20 protein-coding genes are annotated in these 26,061 nt (G+C 67.8%); 8 read left to right on the top strand and 12 right to left on the bottom strand.

Annotation, left to right across the window (positions count from 1 at the left end; translation table 11 throughout):
• Positions 1-214: 214 nt before the first annotated feature.
• Both PV764_RS07590 and PV764_RS07585 read right to left on the bottom strand, forming a co-directional pair.
• Positions 215-901, bottom strand: coding sequence for a basic secretory protein-like protein (locus PV764_RS07590; RefSeq protein WP_152663755.1), 687 nt, complete (start codon positions 899-901; stop codon positions 215-217).
• An 8-nt stretch (positions 902-909) separates the two neighbouring features.
• A complete protein-coding gene (locus tag PV764_RS07585) occupies positions 910-4,266 on the bottom strand; it encodes a GH92 family glycosyl hydrolase (protein WP_421116392.1) in 3,357 nt (1,118 codons plus the stop codon).
• Positions 4,267-4,651: 385 nt separating this feature from the next.
• Here PV764_RS07585 and PV764_RS07580 point away from each other — a divergent pair, with 385 nt between their 5' ends.
• From PV764_RS07580 to PV764_RS07565, 4 genes are all read left to right on the top strand, one after another.
• Positions 4,652-4,849 (top strand): zinc-finger domain-containing protein, encoded by a 198-nt coding sequence (locus PV764_RS07580; RefSeq protein ID WP_019183790.1) that lies wholly within the window; start codon positions 4,652-4,654, stop codon positions 4,847-4,849.
• Positions 4,850-4,864: 15 nt separating this feature from the next.
• Complete coding sequence (locus PV764_RS07575) at positions 4,865-5,977, top strand: glycosyltransferase (RefSeq protein WP_421116391.1); 1,113 nt, start codon at positions 4,865-4,867, stop codon at positions 5,975-5,977.
• Positions 5,958-7,280: an O-antigen ligase family protein gene (locus tag PV764_RS07570; RefSeq protein ID WP_046273513.1), complete on the top strand. Its 1,323-nt coding sequence runs from the start codon at positions 5,958-5,960 to the stop codon at positions 7,278-7,280. The genes PV764_RS07575 and PV764_RS07570 overlap by 20 nt, the downstream gene beginning before the upstream one ends.
• Before the next feature lie 107 nt (positions 7,281-7,387).
• Entirely contained in the window at positions 7,388-7,843 is a 456-nt protein-coding gene (locus PV764_RS07565) for an REP-associated tyrosine transposase (RefSeq protein ID WP_019183793.1), read from the top strand.
• A gap of 91 nt (positions 7,844-7,934) precedes the next feature.
• Here the strand turns inward: PV764_RS07565 and PV764_RS07560 are convergent, their stop codons facing one another.
• A complete protein-coding gene (locus tag PV764_RS07560; RefSeq protein WP_421116390.1) occupies positions 7,935-8,855 on the bottom strand; it encodes an LpxL/LpxP family Kdo(2)-lipid IV(A) lauroyl/palmitoleoyl acyltransferase in 921 nt (306 codons plus the stop codon).
• A gap of 95 nt (positions 8,856-8,950) precedes the next feature.
• Here PV764_RS07560 and waaA point away from each other — a divergent pair, with 95 nt between their 5' ends.
• Positions 8,951-10,249: a lipid IV(A) 3-deoxy-D-manno-octulosonic acid transferase gene (gene waaA, locus PV764_RS07555; RefSeq protein WP_019183795.1), complete on the top strand. Its 1,299-nt coding sequence runs from the start codon at positions 8,951-8,953 to the stop codon at positions 10,247-10,249.
• Positions 10,250-10,294: 45 nt separating this feature from the next.
• Here waaA and mgtE read toward each other — a convergent pair whose 3' ends face one another.
• The 5 genes from mgtE to PV764_RS07530 all read right to left on the bottom strand — a co-directional run bounded on the left by mgtE (position 10,295) and on the right by PV764_RS07530 (position 15,801).
• Entirely contained in the window at positions 10,295-11,677 is a 1,383-nt protein-coding gene (gene mgtE, locus PV764_RS07550) for a magnesium transporter (RefSeq protein ID WP_046273515.1), read from the bottom strand.
• Between the two features lie 174 nt (positions 11,678-11,851).
• Positions 11,852-12,520 (bottom strand): hypothetical protein, encoded by a 669-nt coding sequence (locus PV764_RS07545; protein WP_019183797.1) that lies wholly within the window; start codon positions 12,518-12,520, stop codon positions 11,852-11,854.
• Between the two features lie 458 nt (positions 12,521-12,978).
• A complete protein-coding gene (locus PV764_RS07540; protein WP_421116389.1) occupies positions 12,979-14,340 on the bottom strand; it encodes a TolC family outer membrane protein in 1,362 nt (453 codons plus the stop codon).
• Between the two features lie 16 nt (positions 14,341-14,356).
• The gene (locus PV764_RS07535) at positions 14,357-15,004 is read right to left on the bottom strand and encodes a protein-L-isoaspartate O-methyltransferase family protein (RefSeq protein WP_019183799.1); all 648 of its coding nucleotides are present in this window, start codon (positions 15,002-15,004) and stop codon (positions 14,357-14,359) included.
• A gap of 131 nt (positions 15,005-15,135) precedes the next feature.
• Complete coding sequence (locus tag PV764_RS07530; RefSeq protein ID WP_421116388.1) at positions 15,136-15,801, bottom strand: TetR/AcrR family transcriptional regulator; 666 nt, start codon at positions 15,799-15,801, stop codon at positions 15,136-15,138.
• A 121-nt stretch (positions 15,802-15,922) separates the two neighbouring features.
• Here PV764_RS07530 and PV764_RS07525 point away from each other — a divergent pair, with 121 nt between their 5' ends.
• The 3 genes from PV764_RS07525 to PV764_RS07515 all read left to right on the top strand — a co-directional run bounded on the left by PV764_RS07525 (position 15,923) and on the right by PV764_RS07515 (position 21,515).
• Positions 15,923-17,068 carry an efflux RND transporter periplasmic adaptor subunit gene (locus PV764_RS07525; protein WP_284128794.1) on the top strand — a complete coding sequence of 382 codons (1,146 nt, stop codon included), beginning with the start codon at positions 15,923-15,925 and terminating at the stop codon, positions 17,066-17,068.
• Positions 17,069-17,072: 4 nt separating this feature from the next.
• Positions 17,073-20,237 carry an efflux RND transporter permease subunit gene (locus PV764_RS07520; RefSeq protein WP_421116387.1) on the top strand — a complete coding sequence of 1,055 codons (3,165 nt, stop codon included), beginning with the start codon at positions 17,073-17,075 and terminating at the stop codon, positions 20,235-20,237.
• A 201-nt stretch (positions 20,238-20,438) separates the two neighbouring features.
• Entirely contained in the window at positions 20,439-21,515 is a 1,077-nt protein-coding gene (locus tag PV764_RS07515) for a hypothetical protein (RefSeq protein WP_157267042.1), read from the top strand.
• Positions 21,516-21,526: 11 nt separating this feature from the next.
• Here the strand turns inward: PV764_RS07515 and gdhA are convergent, their stop codons facing one another.
• The 4 genes from gdhA to leuC form a co-directional block, all read right to left on the bottom strand.
• Positions 21,527-22,870, bottom strand: coding sequence for an NADP-specific glutamate dehydrogenase (gdhA, locus tag PV764_RS07510; protein ID WP_019183804.1), 1,344 nt, complete (start codon positions 22,868-22,870; stop codon positions 21,527-21,529).
• Between the two features lie 110 nt (positions 22,871-22,980).
• Complete coding sequence (leuB, locus tag PV764_RS07505) at positions 22,981-24,042, bottom strand: 3-isopropylmalate dehydrogenase (protein WP_019183805.1); 1,062 nt, start codon at positions 24,040-24,042, stop codon at positions 22,981-22,983.
• Entirely contained in the window at positions 24,032-24,610 is a 579-nt protein-coding gene (gene leuD, locus PV764_RS07500; RefSeq protein WP_019183806.1) for a 3-isopropylmalate dehydratase small subunit, read from the bottom strand. Before leuD ends, leuB begins: the two co-directional genes overlap by 11 nt.
• Complete coding sequence (leuC, locus tag PV764_RS07495; RefSeq protein WP_026069872.1) at positions 24,610-26,031, bottom strand: 3-isopropylmalate dehydratase large subunit; 1,422 nt, start codon at positions 26,029-26,031, stop codon at positions 24,610-24,612. The genes leuD and leuC overlap by 1 nt, the downstream gene beginning before the upstream one ends.
• Positions 26,032-26,061 lie beyond the last annotated feature (30 nt).

Here is a 26,061-nt window from a genome sequence, read left to right as displayed (position 1 = left end):
ATCCTCCACGGCCAGCCACGGGAACGGTGTCATGCGCGATCCACGCACGAAGCGGTATTTCCAGCAGTTGTTCGCGCTCTACGCCGGGTTGGTGGGCGCGCGCTGACCCACGAAAGCGCACCGACCAACGGTCGGTACCTGCCAACACCCCGTGGGCACCGATGGCACCGGTAGTGCCGGCCGCTGGCCGGCTCCTGGCAGGCGCCGACCCTAATCAGCGTGCCCGCACGTACTGTTCCCACAACGCCGGCAACGCCACGCCGCTGAGCGTTTCCCACAACGCCGGCGTGTAGCGCCCCTCGCGCAGGGCGCCATCGAGCGCCTTCACCAGCCCGGGATGCTGCGCCTCGCTCCAGGCGAGAAACGCACCGGTCACCCGGTAGCCGGTATCGAAGTTCTGCTCCGGCTTGACCTGCTTCGGCAACGCCCAGCCGGCCCCGGCATTGTCCTTGCCGTAGCGGTCGCGGGCGTAATCGGCGATGCCTTCCACCAGCCAGCCCGGCACGCGCGCATTGGCGTACTCCGGGTAGCCCTGCACGATGTGCATGGCCTCATGGGTAACCAGATCGATGTCGCCCGGGTGCTTGGCCAGCCAGGCCGGGTTGATCGTGATCGTCGCCGCCTGCGCCTTCTCACCGACAAAGGCGATGCCGTCGTAACCGGGGTCGATCACGATGCCGACCTGCGTCGGCGCGGCAGGATGGAAATCGGCGCGCTCGCGCAGGTAGGCGTCGAAAAACGTCTCGATGATGCGCTCGCGCACCGGCGGGGCCAGCGCATCGCTGGGGTCGCGGTAGTGCAGGGTCACATCCTCGCGGGTCTGTGTGGTCTCGAACGCGTGGGCATCGGCCAGCCCGGCGCCGACCAGCAGGGCGGCCAACAGGCAACGGAAGATCGGCATGCAGGGCCTCATCGGGTGGCGGCCGGGGCGAGCAGTTCGACTTCGGCCAACTGCAGGCGGCCGGGTGCCGCAATGCGCAGGCGGTACTCGGCATAGCGGCCCGGCTGGGCGATGCGGAACGGACGGGTCTGCATGGCCCAGGCGAAGGCTTCGCCCCGGCGCTGGTCGACCTGCACCCAGCGGCCCCCGGAGGTGCGTGCCTCCAGCGTCCATTCGCCGCCGCGGATCGGGCCATTGCCGCTGGTCAGGGTGTACATCGAGGGTGTACCCGCGGCGACGTTGCTGAAGGTGATCGTGCTGGAGCCGCCCAGCGGCAGCGCCGTGGCCGCGTCGTCATCGATCAGCGGCGTGGCCGCCCGGCCGTCGCCGAGCTGGGCGGTGGCGCCGCTGCCAAGCAGGTCGTGCAGCAGGGCCGGCTGCTGGTCGCGCGCGGTGAGCGAGCGCGGTGCATCATCCGGACCGGTGCCCCAGCGCGAAGGTTCCGGGCCCATGACGAAGTCCAGCGTGGCGCCCTTGGCGAGCAGCTCGTGCGGCAGCCAGGTCCTGGTCCACGGCGTGCCGTTCACCTTCAACGACTGCACGTAGATGTTGGTGGCCGAGTTCTCCGGCGCGTTGACGGTCAGCACCGCGCCGCCCTGCAGCTCGACACGGGCGTGGCGGAACAGCGGCGAACCGATCACGTACTCCGGCGCGCCCATGCGCAGCGGATAGATGCCCAGCGACGCGAACAGGTACCACGCCGAGGTCTCGCCGTTGTCCTCATCGCCCGGGTAGCCTTGGCCGATCTCACTGCCCAGGTACAGGCGCGACAGGATCTCGCGCACATGCTGCTGGGTCTTCCACGGCTGCCCGGCATACAGGTACATCCACGGGATGTGGTGCGCCGGCTGGTTGCTGTGCGCGTACATGCCCATGCGCACATCGCGCGCCTCGGTCATTTCATGGATGGTGCCGCCGTAGGAACCGGAGAACGCGGCATCGGCGGTTTCCGGGGTGGCGAAGAACGTGTCCAGCTTGGCCGCCAGCTGCTCGCGGCCACCGTACAGCGCGGCCAGCCCTTCGCCGTCGTGCGCGGCGGTGAAGGCGAAGGTCCAGCCGTTGGATTCGGTGTAGTCATGGCCCCACACGCGCGGGTCGTAGTCTTTGGCATCCAGCCGCCAGCTGCCATCCGGTTTGCGCCCCTGGAAGAAGCCCGCGGCCGGATCGAACAGCGTGGCGTAGGTGCCAGCGCGGTGACGGAAATAATCGGCTTCAGTGGCATAGCGTTCGCGGGCGGCCGGGGTATCGGCCTGTTTGGCCAGGGCCTCGGCCATGTTGGCCACGCCGAAATCGTTGAGCGCGCCTTCCATCGTCCACGACATGCCTTCATGCACATCGGCAGTGGCGTAGCCGCGGAAGGTGGAACGGTCCATGCCCTTGCGCCCGACATGGCGGTCCGGCGGAACCACGGTCGCGTTCTTCAGCGCGGCGGCATAGGCCTCCTGCGCGTCGAAACCGCCGATCCCCTTCAGCCACGCATCGGCGAAGGCCACGTCCGAACTGGTGCCCACCATCAGGTCGGCATAGCCGGGCGAGGACCAGCGGGCGACCCAGCCGCCGGCGCGGTACTGCTCCAGGAAGCCCTGCACCAGCGCACCGGCATCGTCCTTGGTGAACAGCGCATACGCCGGCCAGGTGGTGCGGAAGGTGTCCCAGAAGCCGTTGTTGACGTAGACCTTGCCGTCGCGCACCGGCGCGAAGCTGCGCGTGGCGCTGCCGTCGGTGTTCTCGTCCGAGGCACTGGCCTGGCTGGCATAGCGCCAGTCAGGTGCCGCCGCAGTACCGGCGTTCTCGTGCCCGGAGTTGGGATAGAGGTAAAGGCGGTACAGGTTGGAATACAGCGTGGTCTTCTGGTCGTCGGTGGCGTCGCCCACGTCGAAACGGGCCAGGCGCTGGTCCCAGGCATCCTGCGCGCGTGCGGCTACGCGGTCGACATCGTCAGCGGCCGACAGCTCCAGCGCGAGGTTGTGGCGCGCCTGCTCGACCGAGATCAGCGAGGTGGCGATGCGCATCGAGACGCGGCGGTCGGCACCGGCATCGAACTTGATGTAGCCGGTCGGGCGGCCGGTCTGCACGGTGCCGCTGCTGCGCCACGGCCGGTCGAAGCTGGCCACCACGTACATGCGGGTGGCGCCGGTGGACAGGCCGCTGCGGGTGTCGGTGTAGCCGGAGAGCGTCTGCGTCGCCGCATCCAGGGTCAGCCCGCCGCGGGCATCGACATTGTCGAACAGCAGGTTGGCATTGCCCCCTTCCGGGAATGCGAAGCGGAACACCGCGGCGTGGTCGGTTGGCGCGATCGACGCCGCGATGCCGTTGTCGAAGCGTACGTCGTAGCGGTACGGACGGGCCTGTTCGTTGTCGCGCGAGAAGCTCAGCGCACGCTTGCTGCGGTCGGCCTCTGGCACGCCACGGGTCGCCGACGGCATCACCTGGAAGGTCTGGCGGTCGCCCATCCAGGGGCTGGGCTGGTGGCTCAGTGCCAGCGCCTGCAGGCGCGGCCGGTTGGCCGCGTCGTTCTGTTCGTTCCAGCGGTACAGCCAGGTCAGCGAGCCGGCATCGGTCACCGGTGTCCAGAAGTTGAAGCCATGCGGCACGGCGGTGGCCGGGAAATTGTTGCCGCGCGAGAAGGTGCCGTTGGCCTGCGTGCCGCGGGTGGTCAGCACCCAGTCCGAGGGACGCTGCGGCGTGCTGCGCGGCTGCGCCTGCAGGCGGACGTCGTCGATCCAACCGGCGACCGGGGCGCCCTCGGCGCTGGCGACCTCCAGCTCCAGTGCGACCACGCGCCGCCCGCGCAGGGCCGGGGTGTCGCCCAGGCGCACGGCTTTGCGCGCCCACTGCTGCGGGTACAGCGTCTTCGAATCGCCCTGCGCACGCGCGCCCAGCGCCACGCCATGGTGATCGCGCGCGGCACTGGCCGAAACGCGCGTGCCGTCGTCCAGGACCAGGTCAAGCGAGACGTAGGTCGAGGCCACGGTGTCCTTGCCGACGATCTCGGGCAGCACGAGCCAGGACAGGGTGGTGTCGGCGTCGATGGTCAGATGGGTTTTGAAGAGCTGGCGGCGCGCCTGGCCGCCGGTGCTGGCGTAATGCAGCGCATGCAGGCCGCTGTAACCGACGCCGGGCTTGGCCGCGTAGGGCGCGGCGGGGCCATTGCCGATCCGGACCTGCAGGGCACCGTCGCCGGCCGCCGCGGCCGGGGCTGGCTGGCCCGGCTCGAACGAGGTCTGCAGGCCCTGCGCGGCCGCCGGCAACGCGATGGATGCGCAGGCCAGGGCCAGGGCGAGGGGAAGGGCGCGGCGGGCGGGGCGCAGGTCGGACAGGGTCATGCAAGGGTCTCCCGGGAAGGGCAGGCGGCAGGCAGGACCCGCATCGATGGCCACGGCGGACGGCGTCGCCCCAGCCATCGGCAGACGGCAGGTAAAGAGGCGATGCATGTCCGGTGGGGGCGGGCAGGCGATCGGGTCGATGATCGGTACCGGTCGATCCTGCATCACCGCAACTGGCCCTGACAAGTGCAATTAGTTCGATCTAAATCCGGCAAATCCGTTTCGTATCGAATTGTTGACAAGCAATTTGGATCGATTTAAAAGGACCGATGATGCGTCGCCGGGGCCCGCGGCGGCGCCAGGCACCCGCAGGGCCCCTGCGGCCTGACGCGGCCACCAGATGCTAGAATCCACGGTCTCGCAACCCCCTTTGTGTGTCCACGCCATGAGCCATACCGCCACTGCGCCCGCCAACGCCGAGAAGCGTTACACCGTGCACCGCAGCGACCTGCCGCTGAGCTGCCCGACGCCGGAAATGGCGCTGTGGAACTCGCACCCGCGCGTGTACCTGCCGATCGAAGACGAGCCCAACTGCGAGGCCGCGTGCCCGTACTGCGGCGCCGTGTTCGTGCTCGCCGACTGATCCGCGGACCACACTGTGCGCCGACTGACCGTGGTGCAGCTGCTGCCGGCGCTGCACTCCGGCGGGGTCGAACGCTCCACCCTTGAGATCGCCTCCGCCCTGGTTGCCGCCGGCCACCGGGCCATCGTCGTGTCCGCCGGTGGGCGCCTGGTCGAGCCGCTGCTGGCCAGTGGCGCCGAACACCTGACCCTGGATATCGGCCGCAAATCGCTGTTGACCCTGCGTCACGTGCTGACCCTGCGCAATCTCTTCAACGAGGTGGGCGCGGACATCGTGCACGCGCGCTCGCGGCTGCCGGCATGGCTGGGCCTGTACGCGGTGCGCAATCTGCCTGCGGCGACCCGCCCACATTGGGTCACCACCGTGCACGGCCTCAATTCCCCGGGCCGCTACAGCGCGGTGATGACCAGCGGCGAGCGCGTGATCTGCGTGTCCAACAGCGTGCGCGAGTTCGTGCAGACGCATTACCCCAGTGTCCCGGCCGAGCGGCTGCAGGTGATCCCCCGCGGTGTCGATGTCGCGCAGTTCCCGCGCGTGGGCCGCCAGGACAGGCGCGCGCTTCTGGCGGTGGCCGGGCAGCATCCGGCGCTGGCCGGCGATGCGCCGCTGCTGTTGCTGCCTGGCCGCGGCACCCGCCTGAAAGGGCATCGCCACGCCCTGACCCTGCTGGCCGGGCTGCATGCTGCCGGCGTGCCGGCCAGACTGTGGATGCCGGGCACGCGCGAGCCGGGCCGCGAATCCTATGTCGCCGAACTGGACGCTCAGGCACGCAGCCTGGGTGTGTACGATGCGGTGCTGATGACCGCGCCGACCTCGCGCATCGCGCAGGCCTATGCCGCCAGCGATCTGGTGCTGCAGCTCTCGGACAAGGCCGAAGCGTTCGGCCGCACCGTGGTCGAAGCGCTGTCGGTGGGTCGCCCCGTGCTGGGCTGGAACCACGGCGGCGTGGGCGAGTTGTTGACTCAGCTGCAACCCTCCGGCGCGGTACCCTTGGGCGACGCCGATGCGCTGTTGGCGCGCGCGCAGCAGCTGTTGCTGCAGCCGCCGGCTTTGCCGTCGCGGATCCCGTTTACCTTGCAGGCGATGCAGCGTGACACGCTCCAGCTCTATGCCTCCCTCGTCGGCTGAGACGACCCTCGTGCCCGGGTCGCCGGCCTCCCGCGCTGGCCGCTGGGCGCCGTGGTGGGTCATCGCGTTCGTTGCGCTGTGGCCGTTGCCGGGCATCGCCGAAGGCGTGCTGGTGCTCGGCGCGCTGTATGCGGCAGTGCGCATGGTGCAGCTGCGGCTGCAGGGCAATCAGCGCCTGCTCAGCAGCCCGGCGTGGGCGCTGACCAGCATCCTGTTCCTGGGCTATTGGCTGCCACAGGCAGTGTCCGCCTTCGATGCGATCGACCCTGGCACCGCGTGGCGCAAAACCGCCGCCGGCCTGCGCTACCTGCCCTTCATGTGGCTGGTGGCGATAGCCGTGGCCACCCCGCAGCGGCGCGCGCTGACCCTGGGCGGCCTGGCCGCGATCACCGGTCTGTGGACCCTCGATGCATTGGCGCAGGCCCTCCTCGGCAGCAGTCCGTTGTTCTGGTCGATGGACCAGCTCAAGTGGGCCGTCAGTGGTCACGGCCTGTGCTCGCCTGAAGAGATGGCGCTGGTGGACCGGCTCAGCGGGGTGCTCGGCCCCTGCAATCTCAAATTCGGCCAGGTGCTGGCCAGCCTCTCGCCGTTCCTGCTGTTCGCTGCCTCCCGCCGCGCCGGCATTCTCGGCTGGTCGCTGGTAGCGGCTGCGGTGGGCGTGGTGCTGGTGCTGGCCGGTTCGCGCGCGGCCTGGCTGACCTATGCGCTGGTGCTGGTGTTCTCCGGCTGGCGCCTGATCGGCGTGCGCGGGCTGCTGGCCTGCGTCGCCTTCGGTGCGGTGGCAGCGGTCGTCCTGACCGTGACCGTGCCCCAGGTCGGCGACCGCGTTGCGCGTACCGCCATGGCCTGGGAGGGTGAGAGCGATGGCGTCAACCAAGCCCTGTCCGGCCGCGCGCAGATCTGGGCGGCAGCTGCCTGCATGATCGAAGCGCACCCCATCAACGGCGTCGGCGCGCGTGGCTTCCGCGACGCCTACCCGGCCTGCAACCCGGACCCTGCTGCCCAGGAAGTCTGGGGCGCGGGTCCGGCACTGCACGCGCACCAGATCGTGCTCGAGATCCTGTCTGAAACCGGCATCCTCGGCCTGCTGCTGTGGCTGGCGGCGGTCGCACAGGCGTGGCGCGCGTGGCGCTTCGCGCCGGCCCAGGCCCGTGAGCGCGCACGCCCGGCGATGCTGGCGCTGGCGGTGACCGTGTTCCCGCTCAACACGCATCTGGCGTTCTATTCCACCTTCTGGGGTGGCCTCACGCTGTTGTTGGCCGCGCTGTATGCCGGCAGTCTGTTGGCACGCGACGACGGGTAGAGCCACGCCATGCGTGGCTGCTTGTGGCCCGGGTATGGGGACATGCCGACGCACATGCGCGCCATCCACCGATGGGCTCCACGCCCCGGCCAACGCACTCTCGTGCGATGGCCAGCCAACGCCTCCAACGCGGCCGATACTCGCATCCAGGGTATTGCTACGCGCTCACCACCACCACGCACGACAGGCGCAAGTGGTTCGAGGATCCCCTCAATGCAGAGGTAATCATCGACACGCTGCGCTACATGGATCGTTGCGGGGTCAGTTGCACGTTAGCTTGGGTGGTAATGCCGGACCACGTGCATTGGTTGATCCAATTGCGGCAAGACACCTTGGCTCGTTGCATGCTGCTGTTCAAATCACGCAGCAGCCGATTGTTGAATGAGCGTCTGCAGCGAAAGGGAAAGCTCTGGCAGCACGGGTACTTCGACCACGCCGTGAGAAATGAGGCATCCTTGCGCCGGCAGGCGCTGTACATCCTCGCCAACCCGATACGTGCGGGATTGGCCAGTGCGTTGGGGGAGTACCCGCACGCCTGGTCGCGGTGGCCCATGGAAGCGTAGAGCCACCCCATGGGTGGCTGTTCGCGGTCAGGCACCCTGCAGCCACCCATGGGGTGGCTCTACCGAGGGGGCAGCCACCCATGGGGTGGCTCTACCGGTAATAATCGCTGCGGCCGCCGGGCTGGCGCTTGAAGCGGCGGTGGATCCACAGGTACTGGTCCGGGGCCTCGCGCACCATCGCTTCGATGGCCTGGTTGACGCGCGCAGTATCGGCCTCGACATCCTCGCTGGGGAAATTCTCCAGCGGCGCGCCGATCTTCAGGAAGTACTTGCCGCCTTCGCGACGGTGGAAATACGGGATCACCGCGCAGCCGGTCATCCGGGCCAGCTGGTGCGTGGCGGTGATGGTCGAAGCGGTGTGGCCGAAGAACGGCACGAACACCGTGTCCTTGCCGCGCATGTCCTGGTCCGGCGCGTACCAGAGGAAGCCGCCCTTCTTCAGATGCCGCACCGTGGCGCGGATGTCTTCGTTGGCGTACATCGCCTTGGCGTAGCGCAGGCGGCCGAACTTCACCGCCCACTCGTACACCGGGTTGCGATGCTTGCGGTACATGCCGGAGAGCTCGACGTGGTCGCACAGCAGGCGGCCGCACATCTCCAGCGTCATGAAGTGGCCGGACACCAGCAGCACCCCACGGCCCTCGGCCTGCATGCGGTGCAGGTGCTCCAGCCCCTCGATCTGCACCTGCGGGCGGATGCTGTCGATGCTGCCCCACCAGGCCCGGGCGAATTCAAAGATGCCCACGCCCAGCGCGTCGAAGCTGTCGCGCAGCAGGCGCTGGCGCCAGGCGTCGTCCTTCTCGGGGAAGCACAGCTTCAGGTTGACCTCGGCGGCACGCCGGCGGCTGCTGGCCAGCCGGTAGGCGACCGTGCCGACACCGCGGCCAAGCGCACGCTGCAGCATCCACGGCAGGCGGGCGATCGCGAAGGCGACCAGCATGAAAGCGAAGGTCGCCCAGTGGCGCGGATTGCGCAGGGACGGCCGGGTGGCGGTGGAAGCGTTATCGGACATGCCTCGATTCTAATGGATGCGCCCGGATGCGTCCCGGCAGGGCCATCACGGCGGCGCGGCGTGTCTTCCCCGCGCCGCTCCCGTATCCTTTGCCCATGCGTAAAAGCCCTGTCGAATGGATCCTGCGCGGCCTGTACTCGGCCGTGCTCTACCTGCTGTTGCCGATCACCGTGTACCACCTGGTGTGGCGGGGCTTCCGGGTGCGCGAGTACTTCCAGCGCTGGGATGAGCGCTATGCCTCCTATCCGCACTCCAGCGGCCAGCCCCGGGTCTGGCTGCACGCGGTCTCGGTGGGTGAGGTGAACGCCGCAGCGCCACTGGTGAACGCCTTGCGTGCGCTGCGTCCGGACATCCGCTGGGTGATCACCACCATCACCCCGACCGGCTCCGAACGGGTCCGCGCGCTGTGGGGCGATGCGGTCGACCACGTGTACCTGCCGTACGACGTGCCGGGCAGCGTGGGTCGCTTCCTCGGTCACTTCAAGCCGAGCCTGGCGCTGATCCTGGAAACCGAGCTGTGGCCGAACCTGCTGTTCGGGTGCCGCGACCGCAGGATCCCGGTCTACATCCTCAACGCGCGGTTGTCGGCGCGCTCGCTGCGCGGCTACCGCCTGCTGCGGCCGCTGATCGGCCGCGCGCTGCGTACCGTGACCTGTGTGGCGGCGCAATCGGCCGACGATGCCGAGCGCTTCATCCAGCTCGGCGCCCGCCCGGACCAGGTGCAGCCGCTGGGCAATCTGAAATTCGATATCGCCACGCCGAACGTGCAGGACTTCATCGCGCGCTTCCATGAGCTGGTGCCCGCCCAGCATCCGGTCTGGATCGCCGCCAGTACGCACGAGGGCGAAGAGCAGGCCACCATCGATCTGCACCGCCGCCTGCGCGAGGCGGTGCCGGGCCTGCTGCTGTTGTGGGCGCCACGGCATCCCGAGCGCTTCCCAAGGGTGGAAGCGCTGGCCCGCGAGCAGGGCTGGAAGGTGGCCACGCGCCGCCAGCAGCAGTGGCCGCAGGCCGATACCGATGTGTTCGTGATCGATACGCTTGGCGAGTTGATGTCGTTCTACGGGTGCGCCCAGGTGGCCTTCGTCGGTGGCAGCCTGCAGGCCATCGGGGGGCACAACTTACTGGAGCCGGCGGCAATGGGCACCGCAGCAGTCACCGGCCCGCACCTGCACAACTTCGCCGAGATTTCCCGGCGCATGCGCGAGGCCGGTGCGGTGGTCATTGCCGAGGATGCCAACGGGGTCGGCGATGCACTGCTGACCCTGCTGCGTGATCCGCAGGCCCGCGAGGACATGGCCCGGGCGGGCTGCGCGCTGGTGAGCAACGGGCGCGGCGCACTGAAGCGCACCGTGGCCCTGATCGCCCCGCAGTTGCCGCCGCCGGTGGCCTGATCGCAGGCCTGATCGCGCGATGCGACGACCAGGCCCGCGCGTGCGTCAGGCAGCGGCGACCAGCAGGTCGCCCAGGAAGGCGTAGGCAAAGCCGAAGTAGATGAACACGCCGACCAGGTCCATCACCGAGGTGATCATCGGGGCCGACAGCGTGGCCGGATCCGCCCCGATGCGGCGTGCGGCGAACGGCAGCAATGCGCCGATGATGCCGCCCAGCGCGGTGCACACCAGCATGCTCGAGCCCACCACCAGCAGCACGTCCATGCCCACGCCCTTGCTGAAATAGGCCAGGACCGCTTCCAGCACGGCGATGCTGATGCCCAGCGCGGCGGCCACCGGCAGTTCGCGTTTGATCACGAACGCCACATCGCGCCAGCTCAGTTTCAATTCGCCCAGTGCCATGCTGCGGATCACCAGCGTGGCCGACTGGCTGCCGGTGTTGCCGCCCATGTCCACGATCGGGGCGATGAAGGCGGCCAGCACGATCACCTGCGACAGCAGCTCTTCCTGCGCGGCCACGAAGGTGCTGGTGACGATGCCGAAGCAGGTCAGGATCGCCAGCCAGAACACCCGCACTCGGAACATCTGCTTCAGTGGCGTGCTGCGAACGTCCAGGTCGTTGCCGTGCGCGCTCACCGTGCCGCCGAAGCGCGCCAGCTGCGAGGCGTCCTGTTCCTTGTCGATGTCCATCGCATCGTCGACGGTGACGATGCCGATCATGCGGTCTCCGCCGTTGGTGACCGGCAGCGCGAGCAGATCGTAGCGACGGATCAGCTCGGCGGCCTGCAGTCGCGGCCAATGTGCCTTCGCGGCGATCGGCTGCTCATGCATGACCGAGGCGACCGTGCGGTTCTCGTTGGCCAGGACCAGATCGCGCAGCGCCACGGTGCCGCGCAGGCGCAGGGTGTGGTCGAGCACGAACAGGATGTTCACCGTCTCGCTGTGCAGCGCGGTGGCGCGGATGTGTGAAAGCGCCTGCGCGACCGTCATTTCCGGCGAGACCCAGACATAGTCGGACGTCGTCGCCGAACCGACCGTGCCCTCGGGATAGGACGCCATCTTGAGGATGTCGTCGCGTTCCACCTTGGTCAGCGCCGGCAGCAGTGCCTGCTTGGCGTCATCGCCAAGGCGGTTGAACAGATCGGCACGATCATCCGATGGCATGTGTTCGAACAGCTGCACTACCGCCTCGCGCGGCATCGCGGCCAGCAGTTGATCCTGGCGGAGCTCGGCGAAGTGCGCGAACAGAGCCGCGCGCGCCGGTGGCGCGAGCGTCATCAGCAAGGGCAGCGTCCTGTCCACGCTCAGCGCGTCGAGCGCATCGACCAGATCGGACGGATGGGTGGTCGCGGCGATGCTGGCAAAGCCAGCGGCGTCGAGGGAGAGCGAGAGGGTGCGGATCGAGAACAGGAGGTCTTCGCGGTTCATGGTGGTTCTCCAGCAGAAAGCGGCGCGTGGGGTGACAACGCGCAGTGATGAGGTACAGGCGTGGGACGCATCGGCGTGCGCCCGGGCGAGGCAGGCAGGGAGTGCGTGCGCGCCGCGTACGCAGCGCAGGTGGCCGGCAGGATCAGTCGGTGCGGTCAGCCGGCACGCGCGGCATTACGGCGCGGCGGCGAGATTGAGGCCCAGCGTGATCCACTGCCCGTCGCGCCGGTGGTGGGCACGTCCCGCGAGCAGATCCACGCTGGCGCCCCGCCAGAGTTCGTGGCGCACGCCGAACTGGCTGCTGCGCTGGCGCGCCGCATCGCGGGCGGTTTCGGCCAGCAGTGACCACTGCGGTGCAGCGACGACTTCCACGCCGATGCCATCGGTGCGGCCCCGTGTATCGTCCGTGCGTGCCCAGCCCAGGTTGAGGTGCAGCAGGGTGCGATCCGACGCGCCGAGCACCACCGTCAGCGGTGCATTGAGGCTCCAATCGTCGGCGCGCGGGCGGTGCCAGTCGCTGCCGAGGCCGGCACTGATCGCCACGCCCCAGCGGCGCTGAGCCAGATCACGCAGTACCCGCTTGGCGCCCACGGCCCACTGCGTCGTCGAGGTGGCGTGTTGATGGCTGACGCCGAGCGACCATTCGGTATCGGCGAACGTGCAGCCCGGTACGGCCGTCCAGTCGTTGCCGGCATCGGTATGGCGGCCCCAGCTTTCCAACTGGCAGCGACCGGCATCGGTGATGGAGGCGTCGTCCACCATCAGGCTGGCGGCGGCGCGGGTGTCGAGCGGAAGCATCACCACGGCCACGAGGGGCAGGGCGAACACACGGGAAACGTGCATGGGCAATCTCCAGGCAAACGGAAACGCCAGCGGCACCCTTCTTGGGGTCGGTGGAACGGCGATACGGATGATGCGAGGCGGGCGAGCGTGTCAGCTGCGCCGGTGGGCCCCGTCCTGTGCGGACGGAACCGACCTTGGGGTCAGTGGGTCCGTCGGCTCAGGAGCAGCAACGAGATCGACTATGACTGTCCAAGGAGGGGGCCTCTGGAGGGAAAGGGAAGGTGGTGCGGGGCGGACCTTAGTCGGCCGCTGCCGGAGGGTCAAGCCCTTTTTCACGGCACGTGCCGGACTGGGGACCGGTTCACGGTGGAGAGTGTGCGCGGGTAGGCATCGCACGAAGCGGTCGCGATGGCGGCCGCCACATGGGCAGCATCTGTGGCATGTCGCGATCACCACCTTGCACGCAAAAAAAAACCACCCGCAGGCGGGTGGTTTTTTCTCTCGCCGTGCGCCGTCGATCAGTTGACGGTGGTGCTCGGCGTGGCCGCCTTCTGGGTCAGCAGGCGGTTGATGTCCTGCAGTTCGGCGATGTCCAGCGTGCCGACGGCCTGGCCCAGCTGCAGGCGGTTCTGCAGGAAGGTGTAGCGGGCGTTGGCGTAGTCCAGCTGCGCGGAGAACAGGATGCGCTGGTTCTGGATCACGTCCAGCACGGTACGCGTACCGACTTCCAGGCCGACCTGCGAGGCGTCATAGGCGCTCTGTGCCGACACGACCGCCAGGCGACGCGCTTCCACTTCGCTGATGCCCGCCACCAGGGTCTGGTAGGCGTTGCGGGTGTTGCGGTCCAGGGCACGCTTCTGCTGCTCGTAACCGTCCTGGGCGATGTCACGCTGGGCCAGCGCCTGGCGCACGCCGGACTGGGTGGCGCCGCCGGAGAAGATCGGCACGTTCAGGGTCAGGCCGACGCTGTTGGTGCGGCGGTCCGGGCTGAAGCTGCCGCTGTCGCCGACCACATCACCCCAGCTGGCCGACTTGCCGGCAGTGGCACCGATCGACAGGGTCGGGTAGTGCGCGCCGCGGGCGGCCGAGACGCCGGATTCGGCAGCGTTGACCTTCAGTTCCTGCGCCTTCAGCGCCGGATTCTGCGCAACGGCCTCGTTCACCAGCGTATCGATGGTGGCGTACTTGGCCGGCAGCTCCGGACGGAAATCGGCCGGCAGGGCGCGCAGGTCGGTGACCGGCTGGCCGGTCAGTTCGGTCAGCGCCTGGTAGGCGTCGGCCAGGGTGTTCTGCGCGATGATCGTGTTGGCGCGCGCCTGGTCGTACTGGGCCCGGGCTTCGTGCACGTCGGTGATCGGGGCCAGGCCCACTTCCAGGCGCTTGTCGGCGAAGTCGAACTGCTTCTTGGCAGCGGCTTCGTTGGTCTGCGCGGCCGACAGCGATTCAATGCCCACCAGCACGTTGAAGTACGCCGCCGAGGTGCGCACGATCAGGTCGTCGTTGGCCGAATCCAGGGTGAAATCCGCTGCGCGGCTCAGTTCGCGCTGCGAACGCAGGTTGGCGAACTGGGTGAAGTTGAAGACCGTCTGGCTGCCGTTGATCGTGTAGTTCCGGCTCTTGGTGGTGAACGAGCTGGAGGTCAGATCATGGTTCGGGTTGGTGCGGCTGCGGTTGAGCGAGGCCTCGCCGTTGAGCTGCGGCAGCAATGCGGCACGCGCCTGCACGGCGCCTTCCTTGTCATACAGGCGGGTCGACTCGGCAGCCGAGAGATGCGGATCGCCGTTGCGCGCCATTTCGTAGACCTGCAGCAGGTCGGCGGCAGAGGCGGTCATCGGCAGCAGGGCGGCGGCCAGCGCAAGGGCGAGGGATCGGCGGATCATTGCGGCTTCCTTGGACTCAGAGTTGGAACTGGGGTGCCGGGGCGGCACCGCGCAGGTAGTCGATATCGGTTTCGAACAGCGATTCAGTGGTGCCGTCCGCCTTGACCAGCACCGCTTCCATGACCGGGGACCGGCCACGGATCACGAACAGTCGACCGCCCGGACGCAGCCACTGGGCGAAACGTGACGGGATGACATCCACCGCGCCGGTGACGCAGATCGCATCGAAGCGGCGCTCGGTATCCCAGCTCAGCGCGTCGGCGGTTTCGATGCGGACGTTGTTGCCCAGGCCGGCGGCGTCCAGACGCGCACGCGCGGTGGTGGCCAGCTCGGCATCGATCTCCAGGCTCAGCACTTCGCGGGCCAGTTCGCCCATGCAGGCGCTCAGGTAGCCGCTGCCGGTGCCGATTTCCAGCACTTCATCACCCGGCTGCAGATCCAGCGCCTGCAGGGTGCGGCCTTCGATGACCGGCTTCATCATCTTCTGGCCGTTGCCCAGCGGCAGCTCGATGTCGGCATAGGCCAGGGCCCGGTGCGATTCAGCGACGAACGCCTCCCGCGGCAAGCGTGCCAGTACATCGAGCACGCGGATTTCCAGCACATCCCAGGGGCGGATCTGCTGTTCGACCATCAGTTCGCGGGCGTGGGAGTAATCGATCGTCATGAGGTTCTATATCCAGCGCAGTGGGCCGGCCATTTTACCGGTGCCGGGAGCCGGCGGCGCGCTGAAAGCATCGCTGCCGTCGCGCCGGGGTCGCAGTGCCGGAAGTCACCGCGACCTCCGGTCCATTCAGTTTAGTGCCGCCGGGCATACGCCCGCAGGAAAAAGTCGACGCTGGCGCTCACATGAGCGTTGGCATCGCACTCGGCCGGGGCCGGCCGCAGCCCGCACATCATATGCGTATGCAGCTCGCCCTTGATCAAGGTCAGGAACTGGATGGCGGCCGTCGGGAAATCGGTGATCTCCAGCTCGCCGCGGGCCGTACGGGCACGCAGGAAGTCGGCCAGCGCATCGGTGGTCCGCTGCGGGCCGGCCAGCCAGAACATCTCGCGGATCCGATCATCGGTATCGGGCGACATCATCACCCGCTGCACGGCGACGGCCGCATCGGAGGTGATCAGGGTGAAGAAGGCGTGGCCGATGCCCATCAGCTGGTCGCGCAGCGGGCCTTCAATGTCGGTGACGAACAGTTCGTCAGGCAGCATCTCGACGCATTTGGACTGCACTGCTTCGGTGAAAAGCGTCTCTTTGTCGCCGAAATGGCTGTAAACGGTCAGCTTTGACACGCCCGCCTGGGCGGCGATGCTGTCCATGCTCACCCCGTTGTAGCCTTGGTCGACGAACAGCGACTTGGCCGCTTCCAGGATGGCCGCGCGCTTGCCCAGATCCTTCGGGCGCCCCGGCCCGGCGGCCTTGGCGACCGGCTTGGAGGTCGATTTGGAGGAGGTCGGATCAGTCATCCAATCAATACTAGACCAATCGGTTCGATATTTATACTATACCGACTGGTTCAATATTGAAGCGATTGGAACAGAGCGTTTCCAATGGCTTTTCCCGGGTTACTTTCAGGTCCAGGACCTCATGAAAAACATGCGATGGATGGGTGGTGGGTTGCTGGCGCTGGCGTTGGCAGCATGTGGCAAGCAGGATGCCGAACCGGCCGCACCGATGCCGGTGCTGGTTGTCCACCCGGGCACCGTGGCCGGCCAGGAAGTGGCCGCCTACCCCGGTGAGATCCGGGCCCGCGAGGAAAGCCCGCTCTCCTTCCGCGTCGGCGGCAATCTGATCAAGCGTCATGTCGATGCCGGCCAGCGCGTGCGCAAGGGCCAGTTGCTGGCCGAGCTGGACGCCGCCGACTACGCCTCCCAGGCCAGCGCCTCACAGGCGCAGCTGGCCGCTGCCGAAGCCGACCTGATCCGTGCCCGTGATGACCAGAAGCGCTACGCCACCCTGGCCGAGCAGCAACTGGTCAGCCAGTCCGCGCTGGACAGCCAGACTGCTGCCTTCAAGGCCGCGCAGGGCCAGGCCAATGCTGCCCGCGCCAATCTGGCCGTGGCCCGCAACCAGGCCGAGTACGCGCAGCTGCGCGCGCCGGCCGATGGCGTGATCGCCAGTCGCCAGGCCGAAGCCGGGCAGGTGGTCAGCGCTGGGCAGACCGTGTTCACCCTGGCCGCCGACGGTGGCCGCGAAGTCGTGATCGCCCTGCCGGAGAGCAACATCCGCGATTACCAGGTCGGCCAGCCGGTGCAGGTGGAACTGTGGAACCGCCCCGGCCAGATGCTGCCGGGCACGATCCGTGAGATCGCCCCGGCCGCCGATGCACAAGGGCGCACCTATGCCACCCGCGTCAGCCTGGCACCGGAAGCGTTGACCGAAGTGGAACTGGGCCAGAGCGCGCGCGTGTTCGCCGCCGCAGGACGCCAGGGCACGCTGCAGTTGCCGCTGGCCGCCGTACAGCGCGGCGCCGACGGCCGCAGCAGCGTGTGGGTGGTCGATCCGGCCAAGCGCACCTTGAAGGCCACGCCGGTGACGGTCGGGGCGTACGCCGTCGAATCGGTTCCGGTGCTGAGCGGGGTGAACGCGAACGACTGGGTGGTCGCCGCCGGCGGCCATCTGCTGCGCGAGGGCCAGCCGGTGACGGCGGTGGACCGCCAGAACCGCCCGGTGCTGGCACCGGCAGCCAAGCCTGTCGCGGCCGACGCGCCTGCTGCCGGCAAGGGGAACTGATCCCGTGCGCCGCTTCAATCTTTCCGAATGGGCGCTGGGCAACCGGCCCCTGGTGCTGTTCGCGATGCTGGCCTTTGCGATCATCGGCGCGTGGTCGTACAAGCACCTGGGCCAGTCCGAAGATCCCCCGTTCACCTTCAAGGTGATGGTGGTGCGCACGAACTGGCCCGGCGCGACCGCCGAACAGGTCTTCCGCCAGGTCACCGAGCCGATCGAAAAAGCCCTGCTGAACACCGGGCAGTACGAGTTCATCCGCTCCTACTCGCGCCCGGGCGAGTCGCAGGTGATCTTCGTGGCGCGCGACAGCCTGCGCTCCAAGGCGATTCCCGACCTGTGGTACCAGGTGCGCAAGCGCGTGGGCGACATCAAGCCGACCCTGCCGCGCGAGATCGTCGGTCCGTTCTTCAACGACGAATTCGGCGACACCTTCGGCAACATCTACGCGTTGACCGGGCAGGGCTTCGACTACGCCGTGATGCGCGACTACGCCGACCGCATCCAGCTGGAACTGCAGCGCGTGCCCGACGTGGGCAAGATCGAGCTGGAAGGCCTGCAGGACGAAAAGGTCTGGATCGAGCTGTCCAACACCAAGCTGGCCACGCTGGGCGTATCGCTGCAGCAGGTGCAGCAGGCCTTGGCCGACCAGAACGCGATTGCCGCCACCAGCTTCTTTGAAACCCCGACCGATCGCGTGCAGCTGCGCGTCACCGGCCAGTTCCAGAGCGTGGAGGACATCCGCAGCTTCCCGATCCAGGCTGGCGACCGCACCGTGCACCTGGGTGACATCGCCGAGATCAAACGTGGTTTTGCCGATCCGGCCTCGCCGAAAATGCGCTTCATGGGGGAAGACGCGATCGGCATCGCCGTGGCGATGAAAGACGGCGGCGACATCCTCAAGGTGGGCAGCACGCTGGACGCCGAGTTCGAACGGCTGCAGAAGACACTGCCCGCCGGCATGCAGCTGCGCAAGGTCTCCGACCAGCCGCATGCGGTGGAAGAGTCGGTCGGCGAGTTCGTGCAGGTGCTGACCGAAGCGGTGGTGATCGTGCTGCTGGTGAGCTTCTTCTCGCTTGGCCTGCGCACCGGCCTGGTGGTGGGCGTGACCATTCCGCTGGTGCTGGCGATGACCTTCTTCGTCATGCATTACTTCGGCATCGGCCTGCACAAGATTTCCCTGGGCGCGCTGGTGCTGGCGCTGGGCCTGCTGGTGGACGATGCGATCATCGCCGTGGAGATGATGGCCACCAAGATGGAGCAGGGGTACGACCGCCTGCGCGCGGCCAGCTTCGCGTGGGAGTCGACCGCGTTCCCGATGCTGACCGGCACGCTGATCACCGCGGCCGGCTTCCTGCCGATCGCCACGGCCGCCTCCAGCACGGGCGAGTACACCCGCTCGCTGTTCCAGGTGGTGACCATCGCACTGGTGGTGTCGTGGATCGCCGCGGTGCTGTTCATTCCGTACCTGGGCGACAAGATGTTGCCGGACCTGTTCAACCCGCAGCCGCCCAGGCCGGACAGCCTGGCCGGGCGCTGGCACGCGCGTCGCCTGCAGTGGGCCGACCGCCATCCCGCGTTCGCGCGCTGGATCGCACCGAAGGTGCATGCGCACGACCACGATCCGTACCAGCGTCCGTTCTACGTGCGCTTCCGCAGGTTCCTCGATGTCTGCCTGCGCCATCGCTGGTGGGTGATCGCCGCCACCGCCGCGCTGTTCGTGTTCTCGCTGCTGATCTTCCGCTTCGTGCCGCAGCAGTTCTTCCCGGATTCGACCCGCCCGGAACTGATGGTGGACATCGAACTGGCCGAGGGCGCCTCGCTGCAGGCGACCCAGGCCCAGGCGGCCAAGCTGGAAAAACTGCTCAAGGACCGCGAGGGCATCAGCAATTATGTCGCTTACGTGGGCACCGGCTCGCCGCGCTTCTACCTGCCGTTGGACCAGCAGCTGCCGGCCACCAACTTCTCGCAGTTCGTGGTGCTGACCGAGAACACCACGGCACGTGAGGCGACCCGCGACTGGCTGCTCAAGGACGTGATTCCGCAGTTCCCGGACGTGCAGATGCGCGTGACCCGCCTGGAGAACGGCCCGCCGGTCGGCTACCCGGTGCAGATGCGCATCTCCGGCGAGCATATCGAGCAGGTGCAGGCCATCGCCCGGCAGGTGGAAGCCAAGGTACGTGCGAACCCGCACGTGATGAACGTCAACCTGGACTGGAGCGAGCCGAGCAAAGTGGTACGGCTGGTGATCGACCAGGACCGGGCACGCGCACTGGGCGTGACCAGTGCGCAGGTGAGCCAGCTGCTGGGCACCTCGTTGTCGGGCATGAGCGTGAGCACCTACCGCGAAGGCAACCGCCTGATCGAAATGCTGCTGCGTGGCCCGGACGACGAACGCGTGCGGCTGGACATGCTGGGCAGTTTGGCCATTCCGACGGCCAGCGGCACCTCGGTGACGCTGTCGCAGGTGGCGCGCCTGGAGTACGTGTTCGAGGACGGCATCATCTGGCACCGCAACCGCCTGCCGACGGTGACGGTGCGCGCCGACATCGCCGATGCGAAGCAGCCGCTGGACGTGGTGCAGCAGATCCTGCCGACACTGGAGGGAATCCGTGCCGGGCTGCCGTCCGGCTACCTGCTTGAAACCGGCGGCACCGTGGAGGATTCCACGCGTGGCCAGGATTCGATCAAGGCCGGCATGCCGCTGTTCCTGATCGTGGTGGCCACGTTGCTGATGCTGCAGCTGCGCAGCTTCTCGCGTGCGGCGATGGTGCTGGTCACCGCGCCGCTTGGCATCATTGGCGCGACCCTGTTCCTGCTGCTGTTCCGCGCGCCGTTCGGCTTCGTGGCGCTGCTGGGTACGATCGCGCTGGCCGGCATGATCATGCGCAACTCGGTGATCCTGATCGATCAGATCCAGCAGGACATCGATGCCGGGCACGACCGCTGGCACGCGATCATCGATGCCACCGTGCGCCGCTTCCGACCGATCGTGCTGACCGCGCTGGCCGCGGTGCTGGCGATGATCCCGCTGTCGCGCAGTGCGTTCTACGGTTCGATGGCGATCTCCATCATGGGTGGCCTGATCGTCGGCACCGTGCTGACCCTGGTATTCCTGCCCGCACTGTATGCGGCGTGGTTCCGGGTGAAGCCGGATGAGGCGGGCGCTGGCTGACCCGCGGCCATGCCATTGGGTGGGCCGACCACTGGTCGGCGCCACCGGTTCCGCGTCCGGGCATATGGGCGGTTGCCTGGCCGGCGGCAGTTGTTTCCTCGCGGTGGTGCATCACGCGCAATTTTCGTAGAAGTTGCATTGCCTCCTGTGCGCGCAGTGGTCAGCGTAGGCAGTTGTCTGCCCAACCGCCACAGGTTCTCCATGAAGTTTCTGCACCCCATGCTGCTGACGGGTTCGACGTTGCTGGGCTCGGCTGTAGCGTCAGCGGCTGCCAGCGAAGCGGCGTTGGCGCCCGTCGCACTTCCGGCCGATGCGCGCGCGATGACCGCCGTAACCGCCCTGGTGTCCTGCCAACCGACGGCGTATACCGAGACGGCGTTGGCCGCCGAGCTGCTGCAGCGCGCTGGCACGCGTGCGGAGGATCTTCCCGGTGCAGCCCAACGCTTTCGCCTCCCCGCCGCGGTCACGGTGCTTGGCACGCCTACGGACCTGATCGCGGTTGGCGGCGATGGCATCCACGCCATTCTGGCCGACACCCCGATCGGCAACCTCACTGGTACCGGTGCCCTGAAGCCGCACCACTATCCGCAGCGCCAGGGTAGGTGGCTCACCCCCGTGGCAGTGCGCAATGACGGCGACGGATGGATCCGGCAGCGTGTGATCGAGGTGGATGTGGATCCGCAGCGCCCGGGCGATCTGCGGGTGGCGTGCACAGAGGTCATCGACAGCCGCCGGCAGCAGCAGGAGCGAGCGGGCGACGTGGCGCCCATGACGTATCCCGCCGGCACGGACGTGATGCCGCTGGTGGGAAACATACTGGAGTGCAAGGCCGACCGGCGGGCTTCGGTGACGCTTGCGACCTCTTTGTTGATGAATGGACCGCCCAGCCCACCGTTCGCGACGTGGGGAGATGAATCCGATGCGGAGCGCTTCCAATGGGCACTGCCGCGCCCGTTGCCGCTGCGCGATGTGACCGTGCGCAGCCTGCGGCTCGTGGATTCGATTGCATTTGGCGTCGTAGAGGATGTGCCCGCCGCTGAGTTGGCGCGGCGTTGGGGTCTATCGTCAGCGGAGAACGATTTTGGCGAGCCGGTCTATCTGAAGGATATGCCGGTACGGGTCGCGCCGGATGGTTGGGAAGAGCAACGACGTCTGTGGATACTGGACGAAGAAGACGGCGCAACCCTGGTGGGGTGTGGCTACGAAGAGCGCGTCAGCGAGTTCGGCTGGTGGCCGGGCGACAGGATGGATGGCACCCTCGTCGCCCCGCGCCGGTAGAGCCGGCAGGATCAGTAAACGCCCTGCGCCAGCATCGCATCGGCCACTTTGACGAAGCCGGCGATATTGGCGCCATCCACGTAGTTCACGCTGCCATCGGCCCGTTTGCCGTGGCGCACGCAGTTGGCGTGGATATCCTTCATGATGCCGTGCAGGCGCTCATCGACATCGGCGTGGTGCCATGACAGGCGCTGCGCGTTCTGGCTCATTTCCAGCCCCGAGGTGGCCACGCCGCCGGCGTTGCTGGCCTTGCCCGGTGCATACAGGGTGCCTGCCTTGAGGAAGACCTCCATGGCCTCCAGTGTCGACGGCATGTTGGCGCCTTCGGCCACGCACAGCACATCGTTGTCCACCAGGGCGCGGGCGTCGTTCTCGTCCAGTTCGTTCTGGGTGGCGCAGGGCAGGGCGATCTCAGCCGGGATGTGCCAGGGGCGCTTGCCGTCCAGGTACTCGAAGCGTGTGTCGTCGGCCAGTTCGGACAGGCAGCCGCGACGTTCGTTGCGCAGTTCCATCACCTCCTGCAGGCCCGCTTCGTCGAAGCCGTCCCGGGCGTACAGCGTGCCGCCGGAATCGGAAAGCGTGAGGACTTTCGCGCCGAGCTCGATGGCTTTGATCGCCGCATGCTGGGCCACGTTGCCAGCGCCGGAAATCAGCACTTTCGCGCCATCGGTATCGCGCCGCGCATGGTGCAGCATCTGCTCGACGAAGTAGACCGTGCCGAAGCCCGTCGCTTCCGGGCGCATCAGGCTGCCACCATAGGAGAGGCCTTTGCCGGTGAACACGCAGGCGGCATTGTTGGTGAGCTTCTTCATCATGCCGGCCATGTAGCCGACCTCGCGCGCGCCCACGCCGATATCGCCAGCCGGTACATCGGTGTCTGCCCCCAGGTGGCGATGCAGTTCCAGCATCAGCGCCTGGCAGAAGCGCATCACCTCGGTGTCGCTGCGGCCCTTGGGATTGAAATCCGAACCGCCCTTGCCACCGCCCATCGGCAGGGTGGTCAGCGCGTTCTTGAGTGTCTGCTCGAACGCCAGGAACTTCAGGATCGACTGGTTCACCGAGGGATGAAAGCGCATGCCGCCCTTGAACGGGCCGATCGCCGAGCTGTGCTGCACGCGCCAGCCACGGTTGACATGGGTCTTGCCGGCATCATCGGCCCAGGCAACGCGGAACTGGATCACCCGCTCCGGCTCCACCAGCCGCTCCAGCAGGCCCTGTTCCAGGTAGCGGGGGTGGCGCTGCAGGAACGGCCACAGGCTCTGGATCACTTCTTTGACGGCCTGCAGGAATTCCGGCTGGTGCGGATCACGCTGGGCCACGTGGTTGAGAAAGTCGTCAGAGGAACGATGGTTCAAGGGCTTTCCTTGTTGGGGGCCGGCCGCTGACTGCGACGTGGCCGACGGGACAGGGAGGCCGTGCGGGATGTAGAAACACGAACGCGGCCCTCAGGCCGCGCTCGTTACAATCATTGCAGCTTGGCAAGGACCGCGTCGGTTGCTGCGGCAGTACTCACCGCGAAACCCTTGGCGGCGAGGTCGGCGGTGAACACGCCGTCATCCAGCACGGCGTACACCGCTGCCTCGACCGTAGCAGCCTCTTCGTCCAGCCCCAGTGAATGCCGCAGCAGCATCGCCGCGCTGAAGATCGTGGCGTAGGGATTGGCGATGCCCTTGCCGGCGATGTCCGGCGCCGAGCCGTGGATCGGCTCGTAGATGCCGACCGCGCCGGGCTCGCCCAGCGAGGCCGAGGGCAGCAGGCCGAGCGAGCCGGCCAGCATCGAGGCTTCGTCGGTGAGGATGTCGCCGAACATGTTCTCGGTCACGATCACGTCGTACTCGCGCGGCTTGGCCAGCAGATGCATGGCCATCGAATCGACCAGCTGGTGCTCCAGGGCAATCTCCGGGAATTCCTCGCGGCCGATCCGTGCGGCGACGTCGCGCCACAGGCGCGAGGTCTCCAGGACGTTGGCCTTGTCCACCGAGGTGACCTTGCCGCGGCGGGTCTGCGCGAGCCGGAACGCGGTGCGCATGACGCGCTCGATCTCGCCCACGCTGTAACTGCACAGGTCGCTGGCGGTGTCGGCGGTGCGGGTCTTCTCACCGAAGTAGATGCCGCCGGTCAGTTCGCGCACGACGACGAAGTCCACGCCCTCCAGCAGTTCGGCCTTGATCGGCGAAGCGCCGAGCGCGGCCGCGTGCGTGCGCACCGGGCGCAGGTTGGCGTACAGCCCCAGTGCCTTGCGGATCGCCAGCAGGCCCTGTTCCGGGCGCACCTTGGCGTTGGGATCGGACCACTTCGGCCCGCCCACCGCACCGAGCAGGATGGCATCCGCCTTCCGGCAGGCCTCCAGCGTGGTGGCCGGCAGTGGTTCGCCGTGGCGATCGATGGCGATGCCACCGATGTCGTGCTCCTGGAACCCGAAGGTGTGCCCGAAACGGGTGGCAACGGCCTCCAGCACCGCCACGGCGGCGGCGGCGACTTCCGGACCGATGCCGTCACCCGGCAATACGACAATCTCAGCGTGCATGTTCACTCTCGTAACGTTCGATATCAGGGGTACGGCCCAACAGATACCCCAATTGGTCCACGCCTTCCAGCAGGCAGGTCTGCGAGAAGCCGTCCAGCGGGAAGGTATAGACACGCCCGTCGGGCGTGCGCAGTTCGCGTGCGGCCACGTCGATGGTCAGTGCGTCGTCCGGGCGCTGCATCAGCGTCTGCACGTCGGCTTCGTCCAGCACGATCGGCAGCAGGCCGTTCTTCAGCGAATTGCCGCGGAAGATATCGGCGATCTCGCTGCTGACGATGGCACGCAGGCCCAGGTCGGTCAGCGCCCACGGCGCATGCTCGCGCGAAGAGCCGCAGCCGAAGTTGCGGCCGGCCAGCAGGATGCTGCGGCCGGCGTTGTGCGGCTGGTTGAAGGCGAACGCCGGGTTCGGCACGCCTTCGCTCTGCCAGCGCCAATCATTGAACGCATGCTTGCCCAACCCGACGCGCTCGGTGGTGGACAGGAAGCGCGCGGGGATGATCTGGTCGGTATCGATGTTGGTCTCGCGCAGCACCACGCTGGTCGAGGTCAGGGTACGGAAGCCGCTCATCAGGCCACCTCCAGCGTGGCATACAGTTCACGTGGGTCGGCAACGCGGCCGTTCACCGCCGCCCAAGCGGCCGTCATCGGCGAGGCCAGCAGGGTGCGCGAGCCGGGGCCCTGGCGGCCTTCGAAGTTGCGGTTGCTGGTGCTGACCGCCAGCTGCCCCGGGGCAACCAGGTCGCCGTTCATGGCGATGCACATCGAACAGCCGGGCTCGCGCCATTCGGCACCGGCAGCGCGCACCACCACATCGATGCCTTCGGCTTCGGCCTGGCGCTTGACGATTTCCGAGCCCGGCACCACCAGCATGCGCACGCTCGGGGCGACGCGGCGGCCCTGGAGTACCTGCGCCACTTCGCGCATGTCGCTCAGCCGGCCGTTGGTGCAGGAGCCGACGAAGACCACATCCACCGGGGTGCCGGCCAGCGTCTGCCCGGCGTGGAAGTGCATGTAATCCAGCCCCTTCTGGTCGGCCGCATCGTTGGCCGCCGGAATCGGCTGGTCCACGGCGATGGCGGTGCCGGGGTGGGTGCCCCAGGTCAGGGTCGGCCGGATGTCGGCGGCGTCGATGTGGACCTCCACGTCGAAGCGCGCACCGGGATCGCTGCGCAGCTGCGACCACGCGCTGACCGCGGCATCGAAGTCGGTGCCCTTGGGGCCACGCGGGGTGGCGGCCACCCAGTCGAAGGTGACCTGGTCGGGGGCGACCATGCCGGCACGTGCCCCGGCTTCGATGGACATGTTGCACAAGGTCATGCGCTGCTCCATGTCCATCGCTTCGATCGCGCTGCCACGGAACTCCAGCACATGGCCGGTGCCACCGTTGACGCCGATCACACCGATGATATGCAGCACCACGTCCTTGGCGCCGACGCCCTGCGCCAGCGTGCCATCCACGGTGATCGCCATCGTTTTGGCCTTGCGCTGCAGCAGGCACTGGGTGGCCAGCACGTGGCCGACCTCGCTGGTGCCGATGCCGAAGGCCAGCGCACCGAACGCGCCGTGGGTGGAGGTGTGGCTGTCACCGCAGACGATGGTCATCCCCGGCTGGGTAAAGCCCTGCTCGGGGGCGATCACGTGCACGATGCCGCGGCTGGCCGATTGCAGGTCGAACAGCTCGATGCCGTGCGTGGCGCAGTTGTCGGCCAGCATCGCCACCTGGGCTTCGGAGGCGGCGCTGGCATACGGCAGCTTGCCGTCGGCAGCGGCCGGCAGGGTCGGGGTGGAGTGGTCCATCGTCGCCTTGGTCCGGTCCGGCCGGCGCGGGGAGAGGCCGCGCTCGCGCAGTTCGGTGAAGGCCTGCGGCGAGGTCACTTCGTGGATCAGGTGCAGGTCGATGTACAGCACGGCGGGGGCGCTGTCGGTTTCGGGCACGACGACGTGGGCGTCCCACAGTTTGTCGTACAGGGTGCGGGGAGCTGGGGTCATGGACTGGCCTTGCTGCGATTCGGGGTACGT

This window comes from Stenotrophomonas sp. AS1 (assembly GCF_048957655.1).
Classification (GTDB): domain Bacteria; phylum Pseudomonadota; class Gammaproteobacteria; order Xanthomonadales; family Xanthomonadaceae; genus Stenotrophomonas; species Stenotrophomonas bentonitica_A.
Note: the sequence above shows the minus strand (reverse complement) of the source record. Positions and strands in the feature narration are given on the sequence as shown.